Annotated in this window: 22 protein-coding genes; 6 read left to right on the forward strand and 16 right to left on the reverse strand. The window is 67.6% G+C overall.

Features of this window, described 5'->3' with window-relative positions; genetic code table 11:
- Positions 1 to 4 precede the first annotated feature (4 nt).
- From AWC06_RS08465 to AWC06_RS08475, 3 genes are read right to left on the reverse strand one after another with little or no spacing between them, the layout of a single operon-like run.
- A complete protein-coding gene (locus AWC06_RS08465; protein WP_085196328.1) occupies positions 5 to 1,195 on the reverse strand; it encodes a lipid-transfer protein in 1,191 nt (396 codons plus the stop codon).
- Positions 1,192 to 2,676 carry a flavin-containing monooxygenase gene (locus AWC06_RS08470; RefSeq protein WP_085196330.1) on the reverse strand — a complete coding sequence of 495 codons (1,485 nt, stop codon included), beginning with the start codon at positions 2,674 to 2,676 and terminating at the stop codon, positions 1,192 to 1,194. The genes AWC06_RS08465 and AWC06_RS08470 overlap by 4 nt, the downstream gene beginning before the upstream one ends.
- Positions 2,673 to 3,986 (reverse strand): cytochrome P450, encoded by a 1,314-nt coding sequence (locus tag AWC06_RS08475; protein ID WP_085196332.1) that lies wholly within the window; start codon positions 3,984 to 3,986, stop codon positions 2,673 to 2,675. The genes AWC06_RS08470 and AWC06_RS08475 overlap by 4 nt, the downstream gene beginning before the upstream one ends.
- 95 nt (positions 3,987 to 4,081) lie before the next feature.
- Between AWC06_RS08475 and AWC06_RS08480 the strand changes: the two genes are divergently transcribed.
- Positions 4,082 to 4,849, forward strand: coding sequence for a MerR family transcriptional regulator (locus AWC06_RS08480; RefSeq protein ID WP_085196333.1), 768 nt, complete (start codon positions 4,082 to 4,084; stop codon positions 4,847 to 4,849).
- On the opposite strand, the gene truB is transcribed toward AWC06_RS08480, so the two are convergent.
- The 3 genes from truB to AWC06_RS08495 are packed head-to-tail and all read right to left on the reverse strand — an operon-like array spanning position 4,817 to position 7,310.
- On the reverse strand, positions 4,817 to 5,692 hold the full coding sequence (gene truB, locus AWC06_RS08485) for a tRNA pseudouridine(55) synthase TruB (protein ID WP_085196335.1): 876 nt from the start codon (positions 5,690 to 5,692) through the stop codon (positions 4,817 to 4,819). The genes AWC06_RS08480 and truB overlap by 33 nt on opposite strands.
- Entirely contained in the window at positions 5,689 to 6,366 is a 678-nt protein-coding gene (pptT, locus tag AWC06_RS08490) for a 4'-phosphopantetheinyl transferase PptT (RefSeq protein WP_085196337.1), read from the reverse strand. The genes truB and pptT overlap by 4 nt, the downstream gene beginning before the upstream one ends.
- Positions 6,363 to 7,310, reverse strand: a complete 948-nt coding sequence (locus tag AWC06_RS08495; RefSeq protein WP_085196339.1) for a metallophosphoesterase family protein — start codon at positions 7,308 to 7,310, stop codon at positions 6,363 to 6,365. The genes pptT and AWC06_RS08495 overlap by 4 nt, the downstream gene beginning before the upstream one ends.
- 114 nt (positions 7,311 to 7,424) lie before the next feature.
- On the opposite strand from AWC06_RS08495, the gene AWC06_RS08500 reads away from it, so the two are divergent.
- The gene (locus tag AWC06_RS08500; RefSeq protein WP_085196610.1) at positions 7,425 to 8,006 is read left to right on the forward strand and encodes a DUF3558 domain-containing protein; all 582 of its coding nucleotides are present in this window, start codon (positions 7,425 to 7,427) and stop codon (positions 8,004 to 8,006) included.
- Positions 8,007 to 8,010: 4 nt separating this feature from the next.
- Here AWC06_RS08500 and AWC06_RS08505 read toward each other — a convergent pair whose 3' ends face one another.
- Both AWC06_RS08505 and AWC06_RS08510 read right to left on the reverse strand, forming a co-directional pair.
- Positions 8,011 to 8,571: a DUF1802 family protein gene (locus AWC06_RS08505; protein ID WP_085196341.1), complete on the reverse strand. Its 561-nt coding sequence runs from the start codon at positions 8,569 to 8,571 to the stop codon at positions 8,011 to 8,013.
- Positions 8,568 to 8,834, reverse strand: coding sequence for a DUF2277 domain-containing protein (locus AWC06_RS08510; RefSeq protein ID WP_085196343.1), 267 nt, complete (start codon positions 8,832 to 8,834; stop codon positions 8,568 to 8,570). Before AWC06_RS08510 ends, AWC06_RS08505 begins: the two co-directional genes overlap by 4 nt.
- A gap of 36 nt (positions 8,835 to 8,870) precedes the next feature.
- Here AWC06_RS08510 and AWC06_RS08515 point away from each other — a divergent pair, with 36 nt between their 5' ends.
- The gene (locus AWC06_RS08515) at positions 8,871 to 9,620 is read left to right on the forward strand and encodes an enoyl-CoA hydratase (protein ID WP_085196345.1); all 750 of its coding nucleotides are present in this window, start codon (positions 8,871 to 8,873) and stop codon (positions 9,618 to 9,620) included.
- A 14-nt stretch (positions 9,621 to 9,634) separates the two neighbouring features.
- Here the strand turns inward: AWC06_RS08515 and AWC06_RS08520 are convergent, their stop codons facing one another.
- The 5 genes from AWC06_RS08520 to AWC06_RS08540 form a co-directional block, all read right to left on the reverse strand.
- Positions 9,635 to 10,936: an MATE family efflux transporter gene (locus AWC06_RS08520; RefSeq protein WP_085196346.1), complete on the reverse strand. Its 1,302-nt coding sequence runs from the start codon at positions 10,934 to 10,936 to the stop codon at positions 9,635 to 9,637.
- Positions 10,929 to 11,930, reverse strand: a complete 1,002-nt coding sequence (locus AWC06_RS08525) for a DHH family phosphoesterase (protein WP_085196348.1) — start codon at positions 11,928 to 11,930, stop codon at positions 10,929 to 10,931. The genes AWC06_RS08520 and AWC06_RS08525 overlap by 8 nt, the downstream gene beginning before the upstream one ends.
- Entirely contained in the window at positions 11,905 to 12,366 is a 462-nt protein-coding gene (gene rbfA / locus AWC06_RS08530) for a 30S ribosome-binding factor RbfA (RefSeq protein ID WP_085196350.1), read from the reverse strand. The genes AWC06_RS08525 and rbfA overlap by 26 nt, the downstream gene beginning before the upstream one ends.
- Positions 12,366 to 15,041, reverse strand: a complete 2,676-nt coding sequence (gene infB, locus AWC06_RS08535; RefSeq protein WP_085196352.1) for a translation initiation factor IF-2 — start codon at positions 15,039 to 15,041, stop codon at positions 12,366 to 12,368. The genes rbfA and infB overlap by 1 nt, the downstream gene beginning before the upstream one ends.
- Before the next feature lie 68 nt (positions 15,042 to 15,109).
- Positions 15,110 to 15,484, reverse strand: a complete 375-nt coding sequence (locus AWC06_RS08540; RefSeq protein ID WP_211281931.1) for a YlxR family protein — start codon at positions 15,482 to 15,484, stop codon at positions 15,110 to 15,112.
- A gap of 118 nt (positions 15,485 to 15,602) precedes the next feature.
- Here AWC06_RS08540 and AWC06_RS08545 point away from each other — a divergent pair, with 118 nt between their 5' ends.
- The gene (locus tag AWC06_RS08545; RefSeq protein ID WP_085196356.1) at positions 15,603 to 17,012 is read left to right on the forward strand and encodes a YncE family protein; all 1,410 of its coding nucleotides are present in this window, start codon (positions 15,603 to 15,605) and stop codon (positions 17,010 to 17,012) included.
- A gap of 9 nt (positions 17,013 to 17,021) precedes the next feature.
- Here AWC06_RS08545 and nusA read toward each other — a convergent pair whose 3' ends face one another.
- Positions 17,022 to 18,065 (reverse strand): transcription termination factor NusA, encoded by a 1,044-nt coding sequence (gene nusA / locus AWC06_RS08550; protein ID WP_085196358.1) that lies wholly within the window; start codon positions 18,063 to 18,065, stop codon positions 17,022 to 17,024.
- The gene (gene rimP, locus AWC06_RS08555) at positions 18,062 to 18,583 is read right to left on the reverse strand and encodes a ribosome maturation factor RimP (RefSeq protein WP_085196360.1); all 522 of its coding nucleotides are present in this window, start codon (positions 18,581 to 18,583) and stop codon (positions 18,062 to 18,064) included. Before rimP ends, nusA begins: the two co-directional genes overlap by 4 nt.
- Positions 18,584 to 18,740: 157 nt before the next feature.
- Between rimP and AWC06_RS08560 the strand changes: the two genes are divergently transcribed.
- Together AWC06_RS08560 and AWC06_RS08565 are read left to right on the forward strand one after the other, a co-directional pair.
- On the forward strand, positions 18,741 to 19,262 hold the full coding sequence (locus AWC06_RS08560) for a hypothetical protein (protein ID WP_085196362.1): 522 nt from the start codon (positions 18,741 to 18,743) through the stop codon (positions 19,260 to 19,262).
- Positions 19,259 to 19,723: a ferritin-like domain-containing protein gene (locus tag AWC06_RS08565; RefSeq protein ID WP_085196364.1), complete on the forward strand. Its 465-nt coding sequence runs from the start codon at positions 19,259 to 19,261 to the stop codon at positions 19,721 to 19,723. The genes AWC06_RS08560 and AWC06_RS08565 overlap by 4 nt, the downstream gene beginning before the upstream one ends.
- 5 nt (positions 19,724 to 19,728) lie before the next feature.
- Here AWC06_RS08565 and AWC06_RS08570 read toward each other — a convergent pair whose 3' ends face one another.
- The gene (locus AWC06_RS08570; protein ID WP_085196366.1) at positions 19,729 to 21,477 is read right to left on the reverse strand and encodes a proline--tRNA ligase; all 1,749 of its coding nucleotides are present in this window, start codon (positions 21,475 to 21,477) and stop codon (positions 19,729 to 19,731) included.
- Positions 21,478 to 21,524: the final 47 nt, after the last annotated feature.

The raw sequence follows: 21,524 nt of genomic DNA on the forward strand, positions 1-21,524 counted from the left end.
CGACCTAGCGTTCAGCGCGTTGATAGGCGGTGACGACGGCCGCCCCGCCCAGCCCGATGTTGTGCTGCAACGCCGCTGACACATTGTCGACCTGACGTTTGTCGGCCGTGCCGCGCAGCTGCCAGGTCAGCTCGGCGCACTGCGCCAAACCGGTTGCCCCCAGCGGATGGCCCTTGGAGATCAGCCCGCCGGACGGGTTGACCACCCACCGACCGCCGTAGGTGGTGTCGCCGTTGTCGATCAGCTTGGGCGCCTCGCCCTCGCGGCACAGCCCCAGCGCCTCGTAGAGCAGTAGTTCGTTGGCGGAGAAGCAGTCGTGCAGCTCGATCACCTGGAAGTCCTCGGGACCAAGTCCGGACTGGTCGTAGACCTGTTGTGCGGCTTGCACGTTCATGTCGTAGCCGATCAGCGCCTTGGCTGTGCCGCCGAAGGTCGATTCGAAGTCGGTGGTCATCGCCTGCCCGACAATCTCGGTCGCCTGCCCGGCGAGACCATGCTTGTCGACGAACGCCTCGCTGGCCAGGATCGCCGCACCCGAGCCGTCCGAGGTCGGCGAACACTGCAGCTTGGTCAGCGGATCGGAAATCATTCGCGCCGCCAGGATGTCCTCGAGGGTGTAGGACTCCTGGAATTGTGCGAACGGGTTGTTGACCGAGTGTTTGTGGTTCTTGTAGCCGATCTTGGCGAAATGCTCTGCGGTGCTGCCGTATTGGCGCATATGCTCACGACCGGCGGCGCCGAACATCCATGGTGCGACGGGCATCGCGAACTCGTCGATTTCGGCCATCGCCTTGACGTGTCTGCCCATCGGCGATTCGCGGTCCTGTGCGCCTCCGCTCAACGAGCCGGGTTGCATCTTCTCGAAACCGAGCGCGATCGTGCAGTCGGCGAGCCCGCCGCGGATGGCCTGCGCCGCCAGGAACAGCGCCGTCGAGCCGGTCGAGCAGTTGTTGTTGACGTTGACGATCGGAATCCCGGTCATGCCCAGCTCATAGAGCGCCCGCTGACCGGACGTCGAATCGCCGGCGACATAACCGACGTAGCCCTGCTGCACCTCGGTGTAGTCGATACCCGCGTCGACGAGCGCATTGGTTCCCGACTCCCTGGCCATATCCGGGTAGTCCCAGCCCTCCCGGCGGCCCGGTTTCTCGAACTTCGTCATGCCGACACCGACAACGTAGACCTTGTTGGTCATCGCGATCCTTCCAACTGGGCAGCAGGTGCACTGCCGCATTCCAGGATATAGCTGTCGTCGTCGGGCTCTTCGAGCAGCCGGAGATAATCCTGCGGGCGGTACGGCCACAATTCCGGCAGCCCGTCCTCGCCGAAATACCAGCTGTTGCAACCGGTCGTCCACACCGTCCCGGGCAATCCGCGTCGAATGTGCTCCAGGTGAGCTTCCACGGCGCGCCCGGTCGGACGAATTGTGTCGTATTCTCCTGCAGCCCAACGCTTTATCCAGTTCAGCGCATACGTCGACTGCGCCTCGGCAACCTGTACCAGCGGGAAGTTGCCGATCGGTGAATGCGGACCCATCAGCATGAACAGGTTCGGCATGTGCTCGACTGTCACGCACTTGTAGGCGCGGGGACTCGGCGACCATGCGTCGCTCAGCGTGTGGCCGTCATGGGTGCGGATGGTCGCCGGGCGAACATAGGCATGGGCGTCGAAACCGGTTGCCAGCACGACGATGTCGGCCTGGTGCAGGCGACCGTCGACGGTCCGGATACCGCCCGGTTCGAACTTCTCGATCGCCGTCGTCTCCACACTGACGTCCCGGCGCTGCACCTGACGGTAGAAGTCGGGATGCATGACCAACCGTTTGCACCCGGGTCGGTAGTCGGGGGTGAGCTTGGCGCGCAATTCCGGATCGGTGACCGAAGCAAGGTTGTTCTCGCACAGACGGTTCACCATGTGCCGTCGCAGACCGGGCTGCGTGAGTGCGACGCTGAAGATCTCGAACATCTTGTATTCGGCTTGCAGCACCGCCTTGCTCAGCAACCGGCTTCGACCCATCAGCGTGCGAGCCGCTCGCGGTATCCGCGGGTTGGGCAGGCGCGCAACCCACTGGGGTGTGCGCTGGAAGAGCGTGGCGTGAGCTGCGACGCCGGCCACCGCCGAAAGCAGTTGCACACCGGTGGATCCGTTGCCGACGATCGCGATCCGCTTGCCTGCGACGTCGATGTCGTCGCTCCACCGTGCCGAATGCACGATCCGGCCGGCGAAGTCGTCCATGCCGGGGAAGTCCGGCACTTTGGGCCGGTGCAAGAAGCCGGTCGCAAAGACCACGAAGTCGGCGTCGAGGCTCTCGCCGTCCCGCGTGGTCATCCGCCAGCACGTCCCGGTGTGGTATGCGTCGAGGACCTCGGTCTCATACCGGATCATCCGTTCGACGTTGTGGCGTCGCGCCGAATCTTCAAAGTAGTTCCGGATTTCCGGGCCGGGCGAAAACAGCTGGCTCCACGATGGGTTCAGGTCGAAGGAGTACTGGTACAGATGCGACGGCACGTCGCAGGTCAATCCCGGGTAGCGGTTGTCCCGCCAGGTTCCGCCCAGGCGGTCGGCCTTCTCCAGGATGGTGACGTCGTAAAATCCCGCGCGGTCGAGCAGGATCGCCTGGCATATCCCCGACATTCCCGCGCCGACGATGACGACCCGCGGGTTGCGGTGCGTCATGTCGACGCCTTGTAGCGGCGCGGCGCGAGCGCCACCTTCATCTGTTCCAGACCGCGCAGCGAGCTGTTCGTCGTCCACTTCGGCGTGCCGATGATGTCGATCCGCTCAACGCGCTCGACGAGTTCGCGCAAGATGGCCCTGCTTTCCATTCGCGCCAGTCCCGCACCCAGACACAGATGGATGCCCGACCCGAACGCGACGTGGGACGGATTGCGCGCCGCACGGAACGCGTCGGGATTGTCGAACTGGCGCGGGTCACGGTTGGCGGCGCCCCACAACAACGCCACCCGCGCGCCGGCCGGAATCGTTGCGTTTCCGACGGCGTAGCGGGCCTTCGTCGTGCGGTAGAAACCCTGCACCGGCGACGTATAGCGCAGCTGCTCCTCCACCGCGCTGCACACCAGCGTGTCGGGATCCCGCCGGATCAGCTCGAACTGGTCAGGGTTCTCCGACAACGTCAGAAACATGGTGCTCAGCAAATTGGTCGTCGTCTCGTTGCCCGCCAACAGTAACAGCAACGCGAAGTAAAACAGCTCGTCTCGGCTGAGCTCGCCCTCCCCTGCGATCGCCACCAAACGGCCCAGCAAGCTGTCGGACCCGAGAAGCTCGCCGCTTCGGAAACGGCTGCTGAAGTACGAGTGCAGGTGGCGGGTGGCGTTGAGGCTGGGCAAGATCTGCCACAAACCCTTGGGCGTCATTTGGATATTGGCGACTCGGACGGCCTCGTTGGACCAGTACCGGAAGAACTTTTCGTCCTCCGGCGGAATGCCGAGGATGTGTGCGATAAGCCGGACCGGCATCGGCACGGCCAGCCGTTCCACCACGTCCGAACCCGGGTCGGCCAGCAGATCGGAGACCAGTTCGGCGGCCAGCCGATCGACCATCGACTGCCAGCTGCTGAGCGCTCCGCGCGCGAACGCGGGCTGGACCTTGCGCCGCAACTCCGTGTGCCGCGGCGGATCCATGGTCAGCAGGACCGGGAGCTTCGTGCGGGACCGCGTTACCCCTTCGGCGCTGGTCAGCATCGCCTCGTTGCGGGCCGCCGCGCGCACATCTTCGTAGCGGCTGAGCAAGAAGATGTTCCGCTTGCGGTTGTAGTGGACCCGTGGGCCGCGCAGCAGTTCGGCATATCCCGGATAGGGGTTGGCCGCGGTCGCCGGGTCGAACGGGTCGAACGACGTCTCGGCGATGCCGGGGTAGTCAGCGCGCTTCAGCTTGGCGCCCAGATCATTGGTGATGTTCGTGTACAGGTTGCCGGCGACCGGCCGCGCGATCGTGCTCGCCAGCCGGATGTCGTGCTTGAGGCTCATCGTCCTCCGTCCGCGAGCGCGATCACAGCGACCGCTACACGCCCGACCGTAACAATTATTTCTGTAACGGACAATGGCGTTAAGATTGCCGTCAAATGGAGATGACCATCGACCGCCTGGCCCAGCACGTTTCCATGTCCTCGCGCAATATTCGGGAGTGGCAACGCCAGGGTCTGCTACCGCCGCCGACCCGTCGCGGACGCGTCGGAATCTACGGCGACGAGCACGTTGCGCGGATCAAGCGCGTACAAAGCCTGCACGCCGACGGCTTTCCGCTCGACCTGATCCGGCGAATGATCGACACCGGCACCGGCAGCGAGACCGACATCCGGCACCTCGCCGCCGAAGTGCTGGCACCATTCAGCACGTCGGGGTCGACGACGATCAGCCGAGAAGAACTCGAGCACCGACTCGGCCCCAACGCCGCGGCGCAGCTCGCCAAGCTCGGCCTGATCGCCGACACGGAGGCCGACCCGGTGTCGGTACGCGACGCGGAGACGTTGAACCTGATCGAAGGACTCACCGGCGCCGGCATCTCGCTGGAGCGGCTTGTCGCGACGCTGGTCGATGTTCGCGCACATCAACGCTCTATCGCCGAAATGATCCTGCGCGCGTATGCCGAGGACGTGTGGGAGCCGTTTGTGTCGTCGAAATTCCACACCCCCGACTGGGGTTCGCTTGCGGACAACGCAGGGCGGGCGCGCCCGCTCACCGTCGCGCTGCTCACTCATCTGCAGCGAACCGCGCTCGACGACGCGGCGAAGTCACTGGTGCTGCACGAGGTTCAGCAGGCCGAGCGGGCGTTGGAAGACATCGACCCGTCGGGTCGGTCACAGCGTGGCCGGGCGGATGACGACCACTGACTTCGTCCGCGGCCCGTCGTCGCGCAGCAGCGCGATCACCTGGCCGTCGGCGGTGCGAGCGGCGTAGACGCCGTCGATGCCGGCGGGCGTCAGCGCTCGCCCGTGGCCGGCGGCGTCGGCCTCCTCGGCGCTGAGCTGCCGCCCCGGAAACAACAGCAGGCAAGCCTCGTCGAGCGTGAGGTTCAGTCGCGGTTGGTCGGCCAAGTCGTCGAGTGAGCGGGCCTGATCCAGCCCGAACCGGCCGACCCGGGTGCGCCGCAACGCGGTCAGGTGGCCGCCGACTGCCAGCGCATCACCGAGATCGCGGGCCAGCGCGCGGATGTAGGTCCCGGAGGAACAGTCGACCTCGACGTCGACGTCGACGAGCCGGCCGTGGCGGGCGGCGAGCAGTTCAAACCGGTCGATGCGCACCGGGCGGGCCGCCAGTTCGACGATCTGGCCTTCACGGGCCAGCCGGTAGGCCCTTCGACCGCCGATTTTGACCGCGCTGACAGCCGACGGGACCTGGCTGATGTCGCCACGGAACCTGCCCATCGCCGCGGTTATCGCCTCGTCGGTCAGATGCTGCGCCGAAACCTCGTGCAGCACTTCGCCTTCGGCGTCGTCGGTGGATGTCGACTGACCGAGGCGAATGGTGGCGGCATAGGACTTCGGCGCACCGCTCAGCAGACCGAGGATCTTGGTCGCGCGCTCCACCCCGATCACCAGCAGGCCGGTGGCCATCGGGTCCAGCGTCCCGGCGTGTCCCACCCTGCGCGTGGCGAAGATCCGCCGGCAGCGCCCCACCACGTCGTGGCTCGTCATGCCGGCGGGTTTGTCGACGATGACCAGGCCGGCCGTCACAGGACGATCGCCGTCAGCACCAAGTCCTGGTCGACCGACCACCGCCCGGCCAACGCGGTCAGCGGCGGACCCGACAATGCGGCGCCGTCGATCAGGATCTTGGACAGGAAGTCGCCGGTCTTCCCGTCGGCGTCGACGTCGAAGACGATGTGGGCGTCCTCGAAGCCCAGCCAACGCTTGGTCAGCGGATACCACGCCTTGTACGTTGCTTCCTTGGCGCAGAACAGGATTCGGTCCCAGTGCAGACCCTCGGGCAAGGCCGCGATCTCGTGGCGTTCCTCGGGCAGCGTGATCGCGTCCAGCACACCGTCGGGCAGCACGTCATGCGGTTCGGCGTCGACGCCCACCGAGCGGACGGCGGTGCTGCGGGCGACCACCGCACCGCGGTAGCCCGTGCAGTGGGTCAGGCTGCCCACCACGCCGTCGGGCCAGCACGGTTCGCCCTTGTCCCCCTTGAGGATCGGTACCGGCGGCACGCCGAGCTCGCTCATCGCGATCCGGGCGCAGTGGCGCACGGTGATGAATTCGTTGCGCCGCTTGGCCACCGAGCGCGCGATCAACGGCTCTTCTTCGGGCAGTGCCGCCAGGCCGGGCGGATCGGTGTACAGCTCGGCGGACGCCAAGTCGGCCCGATCGTCCGGCAGCACCGGCGACATCAGCTTGCTCACCGTCATCGTGACTGCCGCTGGCGCACTCGTTCCGCGAACCGTTCGGCCTGCTTGCGCATCTCCGGGGTGACGACGAAGTGGCCGCCGAAGTCGTTGAGATAGCCGGGCGCGTACTGCGGGTCGGGCAGTACCTGCCGAAGCCAGCTGAACGGTTTGCGGCGCCGCCACTCCCGGGGATAGCCCACCGAGACCTCTTCGAACCGAACCCCGTCATACCAGGTGGTGCGGGGAATGTGCAGATGGCCGTAGACCGAGCAGACAGCGTTGTAGCGGGTGTGCCAGTCGGCGGTCTCGGTGGTTCCGCACCACAGCGAGAACTCGGGGTAGAACAGCACGTCGCAGGGCTCGCGCACCATCGGGAAATGGTTGACCAGCACGGTCGGCGTCATCCAATCGAGGTCTTCAAGCCGCGCGCGGGTCGTCGCGACCCGGTCCCGGCACCACGCCTCTCGGGTGGCGTAGGGCTCCGGTGAGAGCAGAAACTCGTCGGTGGCCACCACGTTGCGCTCCCGCGCTATGGCCAGCCCCTCGGCCTTGGTGGTCGCCCCCTCTGGCAGGAACGTGTAGTCGTAGAGCAGAAACATCGGGACGATGGTGGCCGGGCCGCCGCGCTCGGTCCACACCGGAAACGGATGCTCCGGGGTCACGATGCCCATTTCGTCGCACATGTGGACCAGATAGTCGTAGCGGGCGCGGCCGAAGACCTGCATCGGGTCCCGGCCGGTGGTCCACAGCTCGTGGTTGCCCGGAACCCAGATCACCTTGGCGAAGCGTCGCCGCAGCAGATCCAGCGACCAGCGGATGTCGTCGGTGCGCTCCCCCACGTCACCGGCCACGATCAACCAATCGTCCGGCGACGACGGGTGCAGCGACTCGGTGATGGGCTTATTGCCGAGGTGACCGACGTGCAGGTCGGAAACCGCCCACAGCGTCGGCTCGCGCGTTACCACGACTACTCAGCCTAGCGACCCACCCGAACTAGAACAGGTTCTCGTTTGGGCTGTGACGGCGTGGATGCGACTTGTACACTCCCCGCAATGGGCGACCCGGACGGAGGGGGTGCGATGGTCACCAAGCTGCGCCTGTTCGCGGCGCTAGGCGCCCTGGTCATGGCGGCGGTGGTGGTGTGGCAGAGCGCACCGCCCAGCGGCGTCGGGACCGGCAGCGTGCAGCTGCGCTCCACCGCCGCACCGCTCGATACGCCCACCACCATGAAGAGCCCGATCGTGGCGACCACCGACCCGCGCCCGTTCGACCCCTGTGAGGACATCCCGCTCGACGTGGTTGCGCGGTTGGGCCTGGCCTTTACCCCGCCCGAGCATGAAGAAGGGCTGCGCTGCCATTACGACGCGGGCAACTACCAGCTGGCCGTCGAGGCGATCATCTGGCGCGATTACGAGCATTCGCTGCCGGCCGATGCCATCGAGACGACGGTCAACGGCCACCGCGCCGCGCAGTACTGGGTGATGAAGCCGACGTATCACAACAGCTTCTGGTACATGTCCTGCATGGTGGCGTTCAAGACCGGCTATGGGGTCATCCAGCAGGCGCTGTACTACTCGACGGTCTACTCCAACCCCGACGTCGATTGCCCGTCCACCAATCTGCAGCGCGCCAACGAGCTTTCCCCCTATTACGTCTTCTAAGTGGTCATCCGACGGCGGTGCGGACACGGGCGGCGACGCGGCGTAGCGATTCGTCGTCGCACACCGGCGCGCCCAGTGTCGGGGTCACCGGAAGCTGCACCCAGCTGACGCAGCCGGAGTACTGCGGGGCCCGCGGCAGCTCCACCGGCTCCACCAATGGGATGGCTTGAACGACCAGCACGGCCAGCCGGTGCTTGGGCCGAAAGTCCAGCCGATCGACGCGCACCGACTCGGCGGTCCAGATATGCAGATCCTCGATCGCCTCGATGTTGTCGGCGCGGTTGACCGGCAGTGCCGCAACGACTTTCGCCGCGGCCCGCACGATCACCCGGTCGTCGGCGCTGTCGGGTGCGGCCGCCGTGAGCAGATCCCGGTGCTCGGGCCGTACCCGCTCGGCGTGGCTGTGCGCGACGGTCGGGAAGAACAGGAACTCGGGGGCGGCGACGTCAAAGCGCTTCTCGCCGATCCCGCCCTTGCGCAACAACACGCGCTGCCGGCCCGCCAGCAGCGCATGCACGACCGCGCTCCACTCCTTGAGGGCGGGCACGGTCGCGGTCTGCGTCATCGCGCGGCGATCCGGGCGGCAACTTCGGGTCGGCGCAGCGGCGGCAGGCTCTTGGGGGGTTGGCGGCGCGGCGGCAGGAGATCTAACAGCCGCGTCGTCGCCTCGGTGACCTGCGCGACGGCCGCTTCAAACGTTTCGACGTTGGCCGCCGACGGGTGCGTGATGCCGCTGACCTTGCGGACATATTGGCGCGCCGCGGCTTCGATCTCCGCGGCGGTGGCCGGCGGCTCGAGTCCGCGCAGCTCGGTGATGTTCCGGCACATGGATCCACGATAGGTGCGCATGGCTACGGTGATGCAATGACCGACGACATCCTGCTGATCGACACCGCCGAGCGGATCCGCACGTTGACCCTGAACCGCCCGCAGTCCCGCAACGCGCTTTCCGCAGCCCTGCGCGAGCGGTTTTTCGCCGCGCTGGCGCAGGCGGAAAGCGATGACGCCGTCGACGTGGTGATCCTGACCGGCGCCGACCCGGTGTTCTGCGCGGGACTCGACCTCAAGGAGCTCGGCGAGCGGTCGGCGCTGCCGGACATCTCGCCGCGCTGGCCGGCGATGAGCAAGCCGGTGATCGGCGCGATCAACGGTGCCGCCGTCACCGGTGGGCTCGAGTTGGCGCTGTACTGCGACATCCTGATCGCCTCGGAGCGCGCACGATTCGCCGACACGCATGCGCGGGTCGGCCTGCTGCCGACATGGGGCCTGAGCGTCCGGCTCCCGCAGAAGGTGGGCGTGGGCATGGCCCGACGGATGAGCCTCACCGGTGACTACCTGTCGGCCGACGATGCGTTGCGTGCCGGTCTGATCACCGAAGTGGTACCGCACGAGGAACTGCTGCCGGCGGCGCGGCGGGTGGCCGAATCGATTGTCGGCAACAACCAGAACGCGGTGCGGGCGCTGCTGACCTCCTACCACCGCATCGACGAGTCGCAGACCGGTACGGGCCTGTGGCTGGAGGCTGAGGCAGCCAGACAATTCCGGACCAGCGGCGACGACATCGCCGCCAACCGGGAAGCCGTGCTGCAGCGGGGACGCGCGCAGGTGCGGTAGTGCTCGATGGCGACTCAGGTCCCCGTCACCGCCCAGCGACCCGAAACAGCGCGGGCGCCAACGAATATCAGCCGCAACACAATAAATGCCGTCAGCCCCGACCAGATACCCGCCAACCCCCAGCCGAACACCAGTGACAGCCAGACCAGTGGCAGGAAACCCACGAGCGCGCTGAACACGGTCGCGGTGCGCATGAATGCGGCATCGCCCGCCCCGAGCAGCACCCCGTCGAGAGCGAAAACTATTCCGGCGAAAGGTAATTGGGCCACCAGGAACCACCATGGCACGGCGATCACGGCCAGTACCGAACGGTCGTCGGTGAACAACCGGGGCAGCACCGTAACACCGGCGGCGAAGATCGCGGCCAGCATTCCCGCGGCGGCCGTCGAAAAGACGGTGACCCGCCGCGCCACCGATTTGGCATGCTCCACCCGATCCGCCCCGAGCGCCGCACCCACCAGCGCCTGCGCCGCTACCGCCAACGAATCCAGAACGAGCGCAAGGAAAGTCCACAACTGCAGCACCACCTGATGCGCGCCAAGGGCCGCGGCGCCGAACCGGGCCGCCACCGCCGCCGCCGAAACGAAGCAGGCCTGGAAAGCCAAGGTCCGCACCATCAAGTCGCGGCCCATCACCAGCTGCGCCCGTAGTGCAGCACGGTCGAACCGCAGCGGCACCCGCTGCGCCAGCAGCGCACGTCCGAACAGCAGAGCGGCCAGCCACTGCCCCACAAGGTTGGCCACCGCCGACCCGGCCAGCTCGAGGCGGGGCAACCCCAGCCAGCCGTAGACCAGCGGCGGGCACAGCAGCGCCGACAGCCCGAACCCCGCGACCACATAGCGCAGCGGACGGACGGTGTCCTGGACGCCGCGCAGCCACCCGTTGCCGGCCAGCGACACCAGGATCGCCGGTGCACCCAGGATCGCGATCCGCAGCCACGGCAACGCGGCGGCGGCGATATCGCCGCCGGAGGCAATCCCCGCCACCAGTGGCACCGCGGCGACCTCCACCACGACGACGATCAACGCACCGAGACCCAGCGCCAGCCAGGTCGCCTGCACACCTTCTGCTACCGCCGAAACCCGGTCGCCGGCACCGAAATAACGGGCCGATCGCGCCGTCGTGCCATACGACAGGAACGTCAGATCCGAGGCGACGAGCCCGAGTATCAGTGCCCCGACAGCCAAACCGGCCAGGCTCAGTGCGCCGAGCCGACCGACAACCGCGGTATCGAACAACAGATAGAGCGGCTCGGCCGCGAGCACGCCCAACGCCGGCAGCGCCAGGCCGATGATTGTGGCGCGCTGGTCAGCCAAGCGCCGAGCGCAGGCTCGCCACCACGTCGTCGATCGAGCCGGCGCTCGAGTAGCCGGCGGCCAGCTGATGGCCACCGCCACCGAACGTCGACGCGACCGCCGCGAGATCCACCGCGGCCTTCGCGCGCATCGACACCGACCACTGCTGCGGCTCGATCTCTTTGAACACCGCCGCCACCTCGGCCTGCTCGGTGGTGCGCACGATGTCCACGATGCTTTCCACTTCCTCCGGGCGTGCGCTGATCCATTCCTGGTGCCCGACAACGACGTACACCAGCCCACGTCCGCCGACGGCGTCGGGCAGCAGCTGCGCCGAGCCCAGCACCCGGGACAGCATCGTGAGCCAGGCAAACGGATGGGTGTCGAGCAAGGAGCGGCTGATCGCGGCGTTGTCCACACCGAGCTCAACCAGCCGCGCCGCCAACCGATGTGCGCGGGCGCTAGCCCAGCGGAACGACCCGGTGTCGGTCGTCAGCCCGGCGTAAATACAGTGCGCCACTTCGGTGTCGATCGGCTTGCCCCATGCGTCCAGCAGCTCGGCGACCAGCAGCGTGGTGGAGTCCGCCGACGGGTCGACGAAGTTGGCGGTGCCGAACAGCTGATTCGACGCGTGGTGGTCGATCACCAGCAGCTCCTGGCCTTCAGCCGCCAGATCGCTCAGCCCGCCGAGTCGGTTGACGCTCGGAATGTCCACGGTCACAACCAGATCGACGTCGCGGCGCATCGTATCGGGGTTGACCAGAAGCCGACCGCCGGGCAGCGACTGCAGGGACTCCGGAAGCGCCGCCGGTGCCGCGAAGCTGACCTGGACGGCCTTGCCGCATTGGTCGAGCACCAAAGCCAGCGCCAGCCCGGCTCCGATGGTGTCGGCGTCCGGATAGACATGGCAGACCACCCCGATCGTGGCTGCCTCGGACAGCAGCTCGGCGGCGCCCATCGCGTCGACGCGTCGCCCGGTGGCGGTCGGCTCAGTCGTCGGTTTGATCGTCGTCACCGGCGTCTCCCTTGCTGCGGTAGGGATCGGCCTCCCCGGCCGGTTTGGCGCCCGCGCGCACGCGGGCCAGATCGGCGTCGGCGGCGCGGGCGCGTGACAGCAGCTCCTCCATCCGATGCGCGGCATCGGGCACCGTGTCCCTGCTGAACGTCAGCGTGGGGGTGAACCGCACACCGGTCCCCGCGCCGACCTTGGTGCGCAGCACACCCTTCGCGCTTTCCAGCGCCGCGGCCGCCCCCGCGTAGTCCGGCTCGTCCTCCAGCGTGCGCCCCATCACCGTGTAGTACAGGGTCGCGTCATGCAGATCGGCGGTCACCTTGGCATCGGTGATCGTGACACCCGCCAGTCGCGGATCTTTGATCTCGTACTCGATCGCCGACGCGACGATCGTCGAGATCCGCTTGGCCAGCCTGCGCGCGCGGGCCGGGTCAGCCATCAGGCGCGTTCCTTTTGCACCAGCTCGTAGGTTTCGACGACATCGCCTTCCTTGATGTCGTTGTAGCCCAGCGTCAGACCGCACTCGTAGCCGTCGCGGACCTCGGTGACGTCGTCCTTCTCCCGGCGCAGCGACTGCACGGTCAGGTTCTCGGTGACCACGATGTTGTCCCGCAGCAGCCGCGCCTTGGCGTTGCGGCGCACCACCCCGGAGGTGACCAGACAGCCGGCGATGAGCCCGACCTTCGAGGACCGGAACAGCGCCCGGATCTCGGCGCGGCCCAACTGCACCTCTTCGTAGATCGGCTTGAGCATGCCGCGCAGGGCCTTCTCGATCTCGTCGATCGCCTGGTAGATCACCGAGTAGTAGCGGATGTCGACGCCGTCGCGGTTGGCCAGCTCGGTCGCCTTGCCCTCGGCGCGCACGTTGAAACCGATGATCACCGCATCCGAAGCCGATGCGAGGTTGACGTTGGTCTCGGTGATACCGCCGACACCGCGGTCGATGACCCGCAGCGCCACCTCGTCGTCGACCTGGATACCCATCAGGGCCTCCTCCAGCGCTTCGACGGTACCGGCGTTGTCGCCCTTGAGGATCAGGTTCAGCTGGCTGGTTTCCTTCAGCGCCGAATCCAGGTCCTCCAGGCTGATCCGCTTGCGTGACCGCGCCGCCAGCGCGTTGCGCTTGCGTGCGCTGCGCCGGTCGGCGATCTGACGGGCGATGCGGTCCTCGTCGACGACGAGGAAGTTGTCACCGGCGCCGGGCACCGAGGTGAAGCCGATGACCTGCACCGGACGCGACGGCAGCGCCGCCTCGACGTCCTCGCCGTATTCGTCGACCATCCGTCGGACCCGGCCGTAGGCGTCGCCGGCCACCACCGAGTCGCCGATGTGCAGCGTGCCGCGCTGCACCAGCACGGTGGCCACCGGCCCACGGCCCCGGTCCAGGTGGGCCTCGATCGCCACACCCTGGGCCTCCATATCGGGGTTGGCCCGCAGGTCCAGGGCCGCATCGGCGGTCAGCAGCACCGCCTCTTCCAGCGCCTCGATGTTGGTGCCCTGCTTGGCGGAGATGTCGACGAACATCGTGTCGCCGCCGAATTCCTCTGGCACTAGACCATATTCGGTGAGCTGCCCTCGGATCTTGGCCGGGTCGGCGCCTTCCTTGTCGATCTTGTTGACCGCCACCACGATCGGCACGTCGGCAGCCTGGGCGTGGTTGATGGCCTCCACCGTCTGCGGCATGACGCCGTCGTCGGCGGCGACCACCAGGATCGCGATGTCGGTGGCCTTGGCGCCGCGGGCACGCATGGCGGTGAACGCCTCATGACCCGGGGTGTCGATGAAGGTGATCGGCCGCTCGGTGCCGTCGAGGTTGACCGACACCTGGTAGGCGCCGATGTGCTGGGTGATGCCACCGGCCTCGGCCTCGCGGACGCTGGCATTGCGGATGGTGTCCAGCAGTCGGGTCTTCCCGTGGTCGACGTGGCCCATCACGGTCACCACCGGCGGACGGGTCTGCAGGTCCTCCTCGGTGCCTTCGTCTTCGCCGTAGGTCAGGTCGAAGGATTCCAGCAGTTCACGGTCTTCGTCCTCCGGGCTGACGACCTGAACGTTGTAGTTCATCTCGCTGCCCAGCAGTTCGAGTGTCTCGTCGCCGACCGACTGGGTGGCCGTCACCATCTCGCCGAGGTTGAACAGCGCCTGCACCAGCGCGGCCGGGTTGGCGTCGATCTTCTCGGCGAAGTCGGAGAGCGATGCACCGCGGGCCAGCCGGATGGTTTCGCCGTTGCCGTGGGGCAACCGGACACCGCCGACGACCGGGGCCTGCATCGAGTCGTATTCCTGACGCTTTTGCCGCTTGGATTTGCGGCCACGCTTGGGCGCACCGCCGGGGCGGCCGAAGGCGCCCGCCGCGCCGCCGCGCTGGCCGGGGCGACCGCCACCACCGCCGGGACGGCCGCGATAGCCGCCCGGAGGGGCGCCAACTGCACCGCCGCCACCTCGGTAGTTACCGCCACCGCCGCCGGAGCGACCACCGGTCGGCGCACCTGGCCGGCCACCGGGCCCCGGTCGACCGGCGCCGGGCCGCGGAGGTCGGCCCTGGGCGCCGGCGGGCCCACCGGGACGCGGCGGCATGCTGCCGGGCGACACTCCCGGGCGCGGGATGCTGGGCCGGGCGCCGCCCGGACGAGGCGCCACCGGACGCGGAATCGGGCGCTCGACGGGCTGCGCGGACGAGAACGGGTTGTTGCCGACGCGCGGGGTCCGAATCCCCGGCTTCGGGGCCGGACGCGGGCCAGGTGCCGGCGCCGGGCGGGGAGGGCTGGGTGCCGCCGCGGCCGGCGGCTGCTCGGCGGCCGGCGGTGCCGGAGGCGCGGGGGGCTCGGCGGGGGGCGGCGCAGCCTCTTTGCGGGCGGTGGTTTTCTCCGGCTTGGTGCCGGGGCCGGCGTCGGCTTTGGTGCCGGCCGCGCCGTTGCCGGCGGCCTTCTCGTCCACCTTTACGGCGGGCTTGCCGCCGCCGAATGACTCACGCAGCCGTCGCGCGACGGGCGCTTCCACCGTCGAGGACGCTGATTTGACGAATTCGCCCTGTTCGCTCAGCCGGGCGAGAACTTCCTTGCTGGTAACACCGAGTTCCTTAGCCAACTCGTGTACGCGCGCCTTGCCTGCCACTACATCTCCTGTCTATGAGGCGACAGCGGTGGTGGGCGCCGCGCCTCGGGTTTAGCTATGACGCATGGTCATCGGGACTTCACGGTGTGCTCATGTTCTTTGCTACCTGTTCTGTTGCCGGGTGTGCCGAGCAAATCGATATGCCCGACCACCGCGGATGTGTCCGGTGTACCGGCGATACGCAGCGCTCGAGCGAATGCTCGCCGTCGGATCGCTTCGCGTGCGCACTGCGGTACGGGATGCAGCCATGCACCCCGCCCCGGAAGGGTACCTGCTGGGTCAACGATCACGGCATATTTGCCGTTCCCGCTCGACACAGCCACCACTCGAAGCAGTTCGACGGCCAACTCTCGCTTTCGGCACCCGACACAGGTCCGCACCGGTCCTTCGGGGCGTCGATGCGCCTTCCTAGCCTCGGGAGCCGAAATCTCGCGCTGGATCACGGCTTAGTTTACCTGCACCGAACCGATGCGCAGAACCGCCCGCGGGGTTCGGCTGAGTCGCCGGTCCGGGCCGAATTATTCGTCCCGCCGACCGTCCGCTGTTGAGTAAAGTCGGCTCGTGTTCGCGCGGTCGGCGCAGCTGGCGGCGGCCTTCCTACTCGCCGCGGTCCAGCTGGCTGGATGCGCCGCCTCGGGGCCGCCCCATTCGCATCTGGTCGAGCTGACGCTGCCTGCCGGGTCGACGCCCAGTCCGCCGCCGATAAGAGGTCAGCGACCGGCGGACGAAGAATCATGGGACATTCCGCAGCCCTACGCGGACGCTGTCGGCGCCATGCGCAAGCTGCTACCGCTGCACCGTGACTTCGACGGGGTGCCGTGGTGTGACGGCAACGAAGACCCCGGAGACACCACATGGCTGTGGGAGAAGGCCGGCGAAAAAATACAAATCGATATCTCAGGTGGCCCGCAAACTTCCGGAATGACCATCACCCGCGACCGCGGCGCCCAGCTCAAGTGCGTACCGTTTCCACGGCCTGGTCCGCCCCAGCTTTCGACAGCCGGCAACGCGACGGCGATCGGGCTGTGGTTCGAACCTTCTGAGCTGACATACAGCTCCGGCTCCGACAAGCTCTACGTCACGCAGCTCGCTTCCAAACAGGCGATCTACGTGCTGTCACTGTCAGACCTGACGAAAACCCCTCCACTACTGGATAAGTCGATCACCGACGGCACCCGTCACCTTGCGGTCAACAACAAGCTCAAACTCGGCTATGCGCTGAATAACGCAGGGGGCGTGCGGGTGTTCAACACCGACACCGACAAGCTCTTGTCGACCACGGAGCGTCGATCGTGCGAGGCGGAGGTCATCGCCGTCGACGAGGAGACCGGCGTGGTCTACGGCGGTGGCGCGTCACCCACCGGAGAGTGCCTCGTCAAATTCGACTCTGCAGGCCGCCTTCTCGCAGAGCATGACGTCGCTCCCCGACGAGCCGGCCAAAACCGGATGATCCAACGGATCGCGGCCGACCCTGCCAGCGGCGACGTCGTCTACCTGGACCCCTACAGCGTGGGACGCGCCGACCAGGCGCTGACCGAGAACTGGCGCACGCCTGCGCCGTTCGTAAGTCCTTCCGGCGACGGCATTTCCGGGCCGAAGGCGGACGACATGGGCTACGAACCGCGCTCTGCCACCGCGTATGTCTGCGTGCGCCGAACGTCGGTGACCGGGCCGGCGACGATCGTCAGCTTCGACGGACACACCGGTAAGAAGACCGCCGAGTTCATCGCGCCTGCCTCGTCAAGCCAGTTCGCCGCCGACCAGCAGGGTCGACTGTTCGTTGCGCTCAGCAACTCCCGGGACATATACGTCGTGGACGACGGGGCTCAATCGCTGACGAAGTTCGACACGTTGCCTGCTGTTCCGGACGGGTCCACGAGGAGCGTCGAGTGGTTGGCCGTTGATCCGGTCAAGCACCGGCTGTTCGTTTCTCCGGGCAGCGGAAACAGCGTCTACCAATACCCGTACTGATCCTCGTCGCTACCGGTCGTGGGCCAGCCCGTGGCTGGCGCCGTGCTCGGGCTGAGCCGCTGGTTGACCTGGTGAATCGCCGCGGATGTCGATGCGCCATCCGGTGAGCCGGGCGGCCAGCCGGGCATTCTGGCCTTCCTTGCCGATGGCCAGCGACAACTGGAAGTCGGGCACCACCACGCGGGCCGCTCGGGCGCTCTGGTCGATCACCGTCACCGAGACCACCTTGGCCGGCGACAGGGCATTGGCCACAAAGCGGGCCGGGTCCTCGTCGTAGTCGATGATGTCGATCTTCTCCCCGGACAATTCGCTCATCACGTTGCGCACACGCTGACCCATCGGGCCGATGCAGGCGCCTTTGGCGTTCAGGCCGGGGACATTCGACCGCACCGCGATCTTCGAGCGGTGGCCGGCTTCCCGGGCGACCGCGACGATTTCCACTGACCCGTCGGCGATTTCGGGGACTTCCAGCGAGAACAGCTTGCGCACCAGGTTCGGGTGGGTGCGGGACAACGTGATCAGCGGCTCGCGGGCACCCCTGGTCACGCCCACCACATAGCAGCGCAGCCGGTCACCGTGCTCATACGTTTCGCCGGGCACCTGTTCGGCGGCGGGGATCACACCTTCGGATCCCTTGGTTTCGCTGCCCACCCGAACGACGACCAGGCCACGCGCGTTGGCCCGGCTGTCGCGTTGGATCACTCCGGCGACGATTTCGCCCTCACGGGTGGAGAACTCGCCGTAGTTGCGCTCGTTCTCCGCATCGCGGAGTCGCTGCAGGATCACCTGCCGCGCGGTGGTGGCGGCGATACGGCCGAAACCCTCGGGCGTATCGTCCCATTCGCTCAAGACGTTGCCGTCGGCGTCGAGTTCACGGGCGATCACCCGGACAGCGCCGGTTTTGCGGTCGATGTCGATGTGCGCGTCCTGCTGGTGTCCCTCGGTGTGCCGGTAGGCGGTGAGCAATGCCGACTTGATGGTCTCGACAACGACGTCCACCGAGATGCCTTTGTCCGCTTCGATCGCATGCAGAGCGGCCATGTCGATGTTCATGTTCCGGCCTCCGTCTGCGCAAGCTCCAGCTCCCTTTTCGGAGGAGCCGAAAACTCAACCTGCACAACGGCTTTCACGATCTCCTTGAGAGGGATGGCCCGAAGCGCCCAGTCGCGGGCCCGGTCGTCGCGGACCACCAACGTCATTGTGTCGCCGGAGGTCTCACCGACCCGGCCGGTCAGTTGCGTTCCGTCGGCCAACGCCACTTCGACCTTGCGGCCGCGCGCGCGACGGAAGTGCTTCTCGCTGGTCAGCGGGCGCTCCACACCGGGCGAGCTGACTTCCAGCACGTAGCGGCCCTGAATGCTCTTCACGGCATCCAGCAATGTGGACGCGCGCCGGGACAGCGCGGCTATGGTGTCCAGGTCCAGTGCAGTGTCACCGTCGACAATCACCGTGATGCGCGGCAGGCGAGCCCGGGCGTCGATGACGACGTCTTCGATCTCGTAGCCTGCGCGCGCGAACTCGCCATCGAGTAGCTCGATCACCTGCGTCTGCGAAGGTAGCCCGGTGGCCACGGCGAGCTCCTCATCTTGAGTTGTCCGGTCATCAACGCTCCAGGGAGCCAGTCACCAACGATACGCCAGGAAACTGGTATCAGCCCTGATCCCGGCGCCTTGTCATCGGGCGATGCCGGCGTTCGGGGCACCGCCTACGCAATGGCAGGATGTTGGCGTGCCACCCACCGAGCCTGTTTTCAAGCCGCTCGTCGGCAGGCGACGCGTACTGGCCGGTGGCGCGGTGCTCGCCATCGCCGGGATCACCGGGGCCGGATGCGGTTCGCATCCCGCGCCGGCGTCGACCGACGAACTGGAAGCGCAATTGAGCCGCGCCCGCCAGGACAGCGAGCTGGCCACCGCGGCGGCAAAGGCGGCTCCGCAGCGGGTTCGTGCGGCGCTGACCGAGGTCGCTTCCGAACGAAGCCGACACGCCCAGGCCCTGGCCGCCGAGATCACCCGCCTCGCGGAAACGCCGACATCCACCGCCAGCGAGACGACCAGCCCGGCACCCACTTCCGCGGCGGGGCCGCCGCCGTCGCTGGCGGATGTGGTCAACTCCTTGCGCGCGTCGGCCGGTGACGCCGGCCGGCTGGCAACCACGGCGTCGGGCTACCGGGCGGGGCTGCTCGGCTCCATCGCCGCCGCCTGCACAGCCGCCTACTCCGTCGCGCTCGTGGTCGGGGAATCCGCGTCGTGACCTCCGTCGAGCCCACTCCCGACGCGTCGGCACCCTGCGACAGCGCATTGTGCGCCGCGCTCAGCACCGAGCATGCCGTCATCTACGGCTACGGCATGGTGTCGGCGCACTCGGAAGCCGACACCAACAAGCTGGTGTCCTACGCCCTGAGCCAGCACCGGGAGCGTCGCGACCGGGTGATCGGGATGCTGGCGGCCCGCTCGGTCAGCGGGCCGGTAGCCGCCGCGGGCTACAAGCTGCCGATGCCGGTGAACAATGCGACCGACGCGGCGCGCCTGGCGGTGCAAATGGAGAAGGACACACAGGTGGCCTGGCGGGCGGTCATCGAACAGGCCCAGACCCCAGAGGACCGCAAGTTCGGCGTGACCGCGTTGACCCAGAGCGCCGTCCTGGCCGCACGCTGGAACCAGGTGCTGGGGGTCTGGCCGATCACCACGGCGTTCCCGGGCGGCAGCGAATAGCGCGGCTAGCCGGAGATCGCCGTCGTGATGTCGGTGGCCAGACCGACGCCGACGGGCAGTTCACGGGTCTGGACGCTGAACCGGTTACGCAGCTCGACCACGCCCTGCGCCCAGCCTCGGCCCACCACGACGATCCATGGCACTCCGAGCAGTTCGGCGTCCTTGAACTTCACCCCGGGCGACGCCTGGCGGTCGTCGAGCAACACCTCGACACCCAGCCGGTCCAGGTCGGCGGCCAGCGTGCCGGCCCCGGCACGGGCGTCCGCGTCCTTGTTGGCGATCACCAGGTGCACGTCGAACGGCGCGACCTCGGACGGCCAACGCAGCCCCAGCTCGTCATGGTGCTGTTCGGCGATGACCGCCACCAGCCGCGACACCCCGACGCCGTAGGAGCCCATGGTCAGCCGCACCGGCTTGCCGTCCTCGCCGAGCACGTCGGCCGCGAAGGCGTCGGTGTATTTGCGGCCGAGCTGGAAGATGTGGCCGATCTCGATCCCGCGGGCGGACACCAGCGGCCCGGCGCCGTCGGGTGAGGGATCGCCGTCGCGCACTTCCGCGGCCTCGATGGTGCCGTCGGCGGTGAAGTCGCGACCGGCGACCAGCCCCACGACATGCTTGCCTTGCTGGTCGGCCCCGGTGATCCAGCTGGTGCCGTCCACCACTCGCGGGTCGACAAGATAGCGAATACCGTTGTCGCGCAACGATTTCGGGCCGATATAACCCTTCACGAGAAACGGATATCTGCGGAAGTCGTCGTCGTCGAGCAGTGCGTAGTCGGCCGGTTCGAGCGCGGCGGCCAGCCGCTTGTCGTCGACGTCGCGGTCACCGGGTACACCGATGGCCAGCAATTCCCAGTCCCCGCCCGGCTGGCGCACCTTGAGCAGGACGTTCTTCAGCGTGTCCGCCGCGGTGACCGTGCGGCCGAGGTCCGCGCCGTTGGCCCAGTCCACCAGGGTGGCGATGGTCGGCGTGTCGCCGGTGTCGTAGACCACCGGCTCGGGCAGCCCCTCGATGGGCAGGCTCTCCGGGCGCGCGGTGATGACCGCCTCGACATTGGCGGCGTAGCCGGATGCCGGGCAGCGCACGAAGGTGTCCTCGCCGATGGGGCTTTCGGCCAGGAACTCCTCGGAGGCGCTGCCGCCCATGGCGCCGGAGACCGCGGACACGATGACGTAGCTCACCTGCAGCCGATCGAAGATGCGCTGATAGGCCTCGCGGTGCGCGTGGTAGGCGGCTTTGAGCCCGGCGTCGTCGATGTCGAAGGAGTAGGAGTCCTTCATCAAGAACTCCCGGGCCCGCAGGATGCCGGCTCGCGGCCGTGCCTCGTCGCGGTATTTCGTCTGGATCTGGTAGAGCACCAGCGGGAAGTCCTTGTAGGAGCTGTACTCGCCCTTGACCGTGAGGGTGAACACCTCTTCGTGCGTCGGGGCGAGCATGTAGTCGTTTTGCCGACGGTCTTTGAGCCGAAATACGCTCTCGCCGTACTCGGTCCAGCGATTGGTGGTCTCATACGGCCCCCGCGGCACCAGTGCCGGCAGCAGGATCTCCTGGCCGCCGATGGCGTTCATCTCTTCCCGCACGACCCGTTCGATCTTGCGCAGCACCCGTAGCCCGAGCGGCAGCCAGCTGTACAGGCCGGGCGCGACCGGTCGGATGTAGCCGGCCCGAATCAGCAGTTTGTGACTGGGAACTTCGGCGTCGGCGGGATCGTCGCGCAGCGTGCGCAAGAACAGCTCGGACATCCGGGTGATCACAGCGGGCAAGCCTAATGGTCGCCGTCGAGACTGCGATGTGGGCGTCG

Source organism: Mycobacterium fragae (assembly GCF_002102185.1).
GTDB lineage: Bacteria > Actinomycetota > Actinomycetes > Mycobacteriales > Mycobacteriaceae > Mycobacterium > Mycobacterium fragae.

Bases quoted from the DNA above. Each gene is read 5' to 3' on its own strand.
- AWC06_RS08500 (WP_085196610.1), top strand. From the start codon at position 7,425: ATGGTCACCAAGCTGCGCCTGTTCGCGGCGCTAGGCGCCCTGGTCATG.
- AWC06_RS08510 (WP_085196343.1), bottom strand. From the start codon at position 8,834: ATGTGCCGGAACATCACCGAGCTGCGCGGACTCGAGCCGCCGGCCACC.
- pptT (WP_085196337.1), bottom strand. From the start codon at position 6,366: ATGACGGTGAGCAAGCTGATGTCGCCGGTGCTGCCGGACGATCGGGCC.
- AWC06_RS08465 (WP_085196328.1), bottom strand. From the start codon at position 1,195: ATGACCAACAAGGTCTACGTTGTCGGTGTCGGCATGACGAAGTTCGAG.
- AWC06_RS08480 (WP_085196333.1), top strand. From the start codon at position 4,082: ATGGAGATGACCATCGACCGCCTGGCCCAGCACGTTTCCATGTCCTCG.
- nusA (WP_085196358.1), bottom strand. From the start codon at position 18,065: ATGAACATCGACATGGCCGCTCTGCATGCGATCGAAGCGGACAAAGGC.
- AWC06_RS08475 (WP_085196332.1), bottom strand. From the start codon at position 3,986: ATGAGCCTCAAGCACGACATCCGGCTGGCGAGCACGATCGCGCGGCCG.
- AWC06_RS08515 (WP_085196345.1), top strand. From the start codon at position 8,871: ATGACCGACGACATCCTGCTGATCGACACCGCCGAGCGGATCCGCACG.
- rbfA (WP_085196350.1), bottom strand. From the start codon at position 12,366: ATGGCTGACCCGGCCCGCGCGCGCAGGCTGGCCAAGCGGATCTCGACG.
- AWC06_RS08505 (WP_085196341.1), bottom strand. From the start codon at position 8,571: ATGACGCAGACCGCGACCGTGCCCGCCCTCAAGGAGTGGAGCGCGGTC.
- AWC06_RS08470 (WP_085196330.1), bottom strand. From the start codon at position 2,676: ATGACGCACCGCAACCCGCGGGTCGTCATCGTCGGCGCGGGAATGTCG.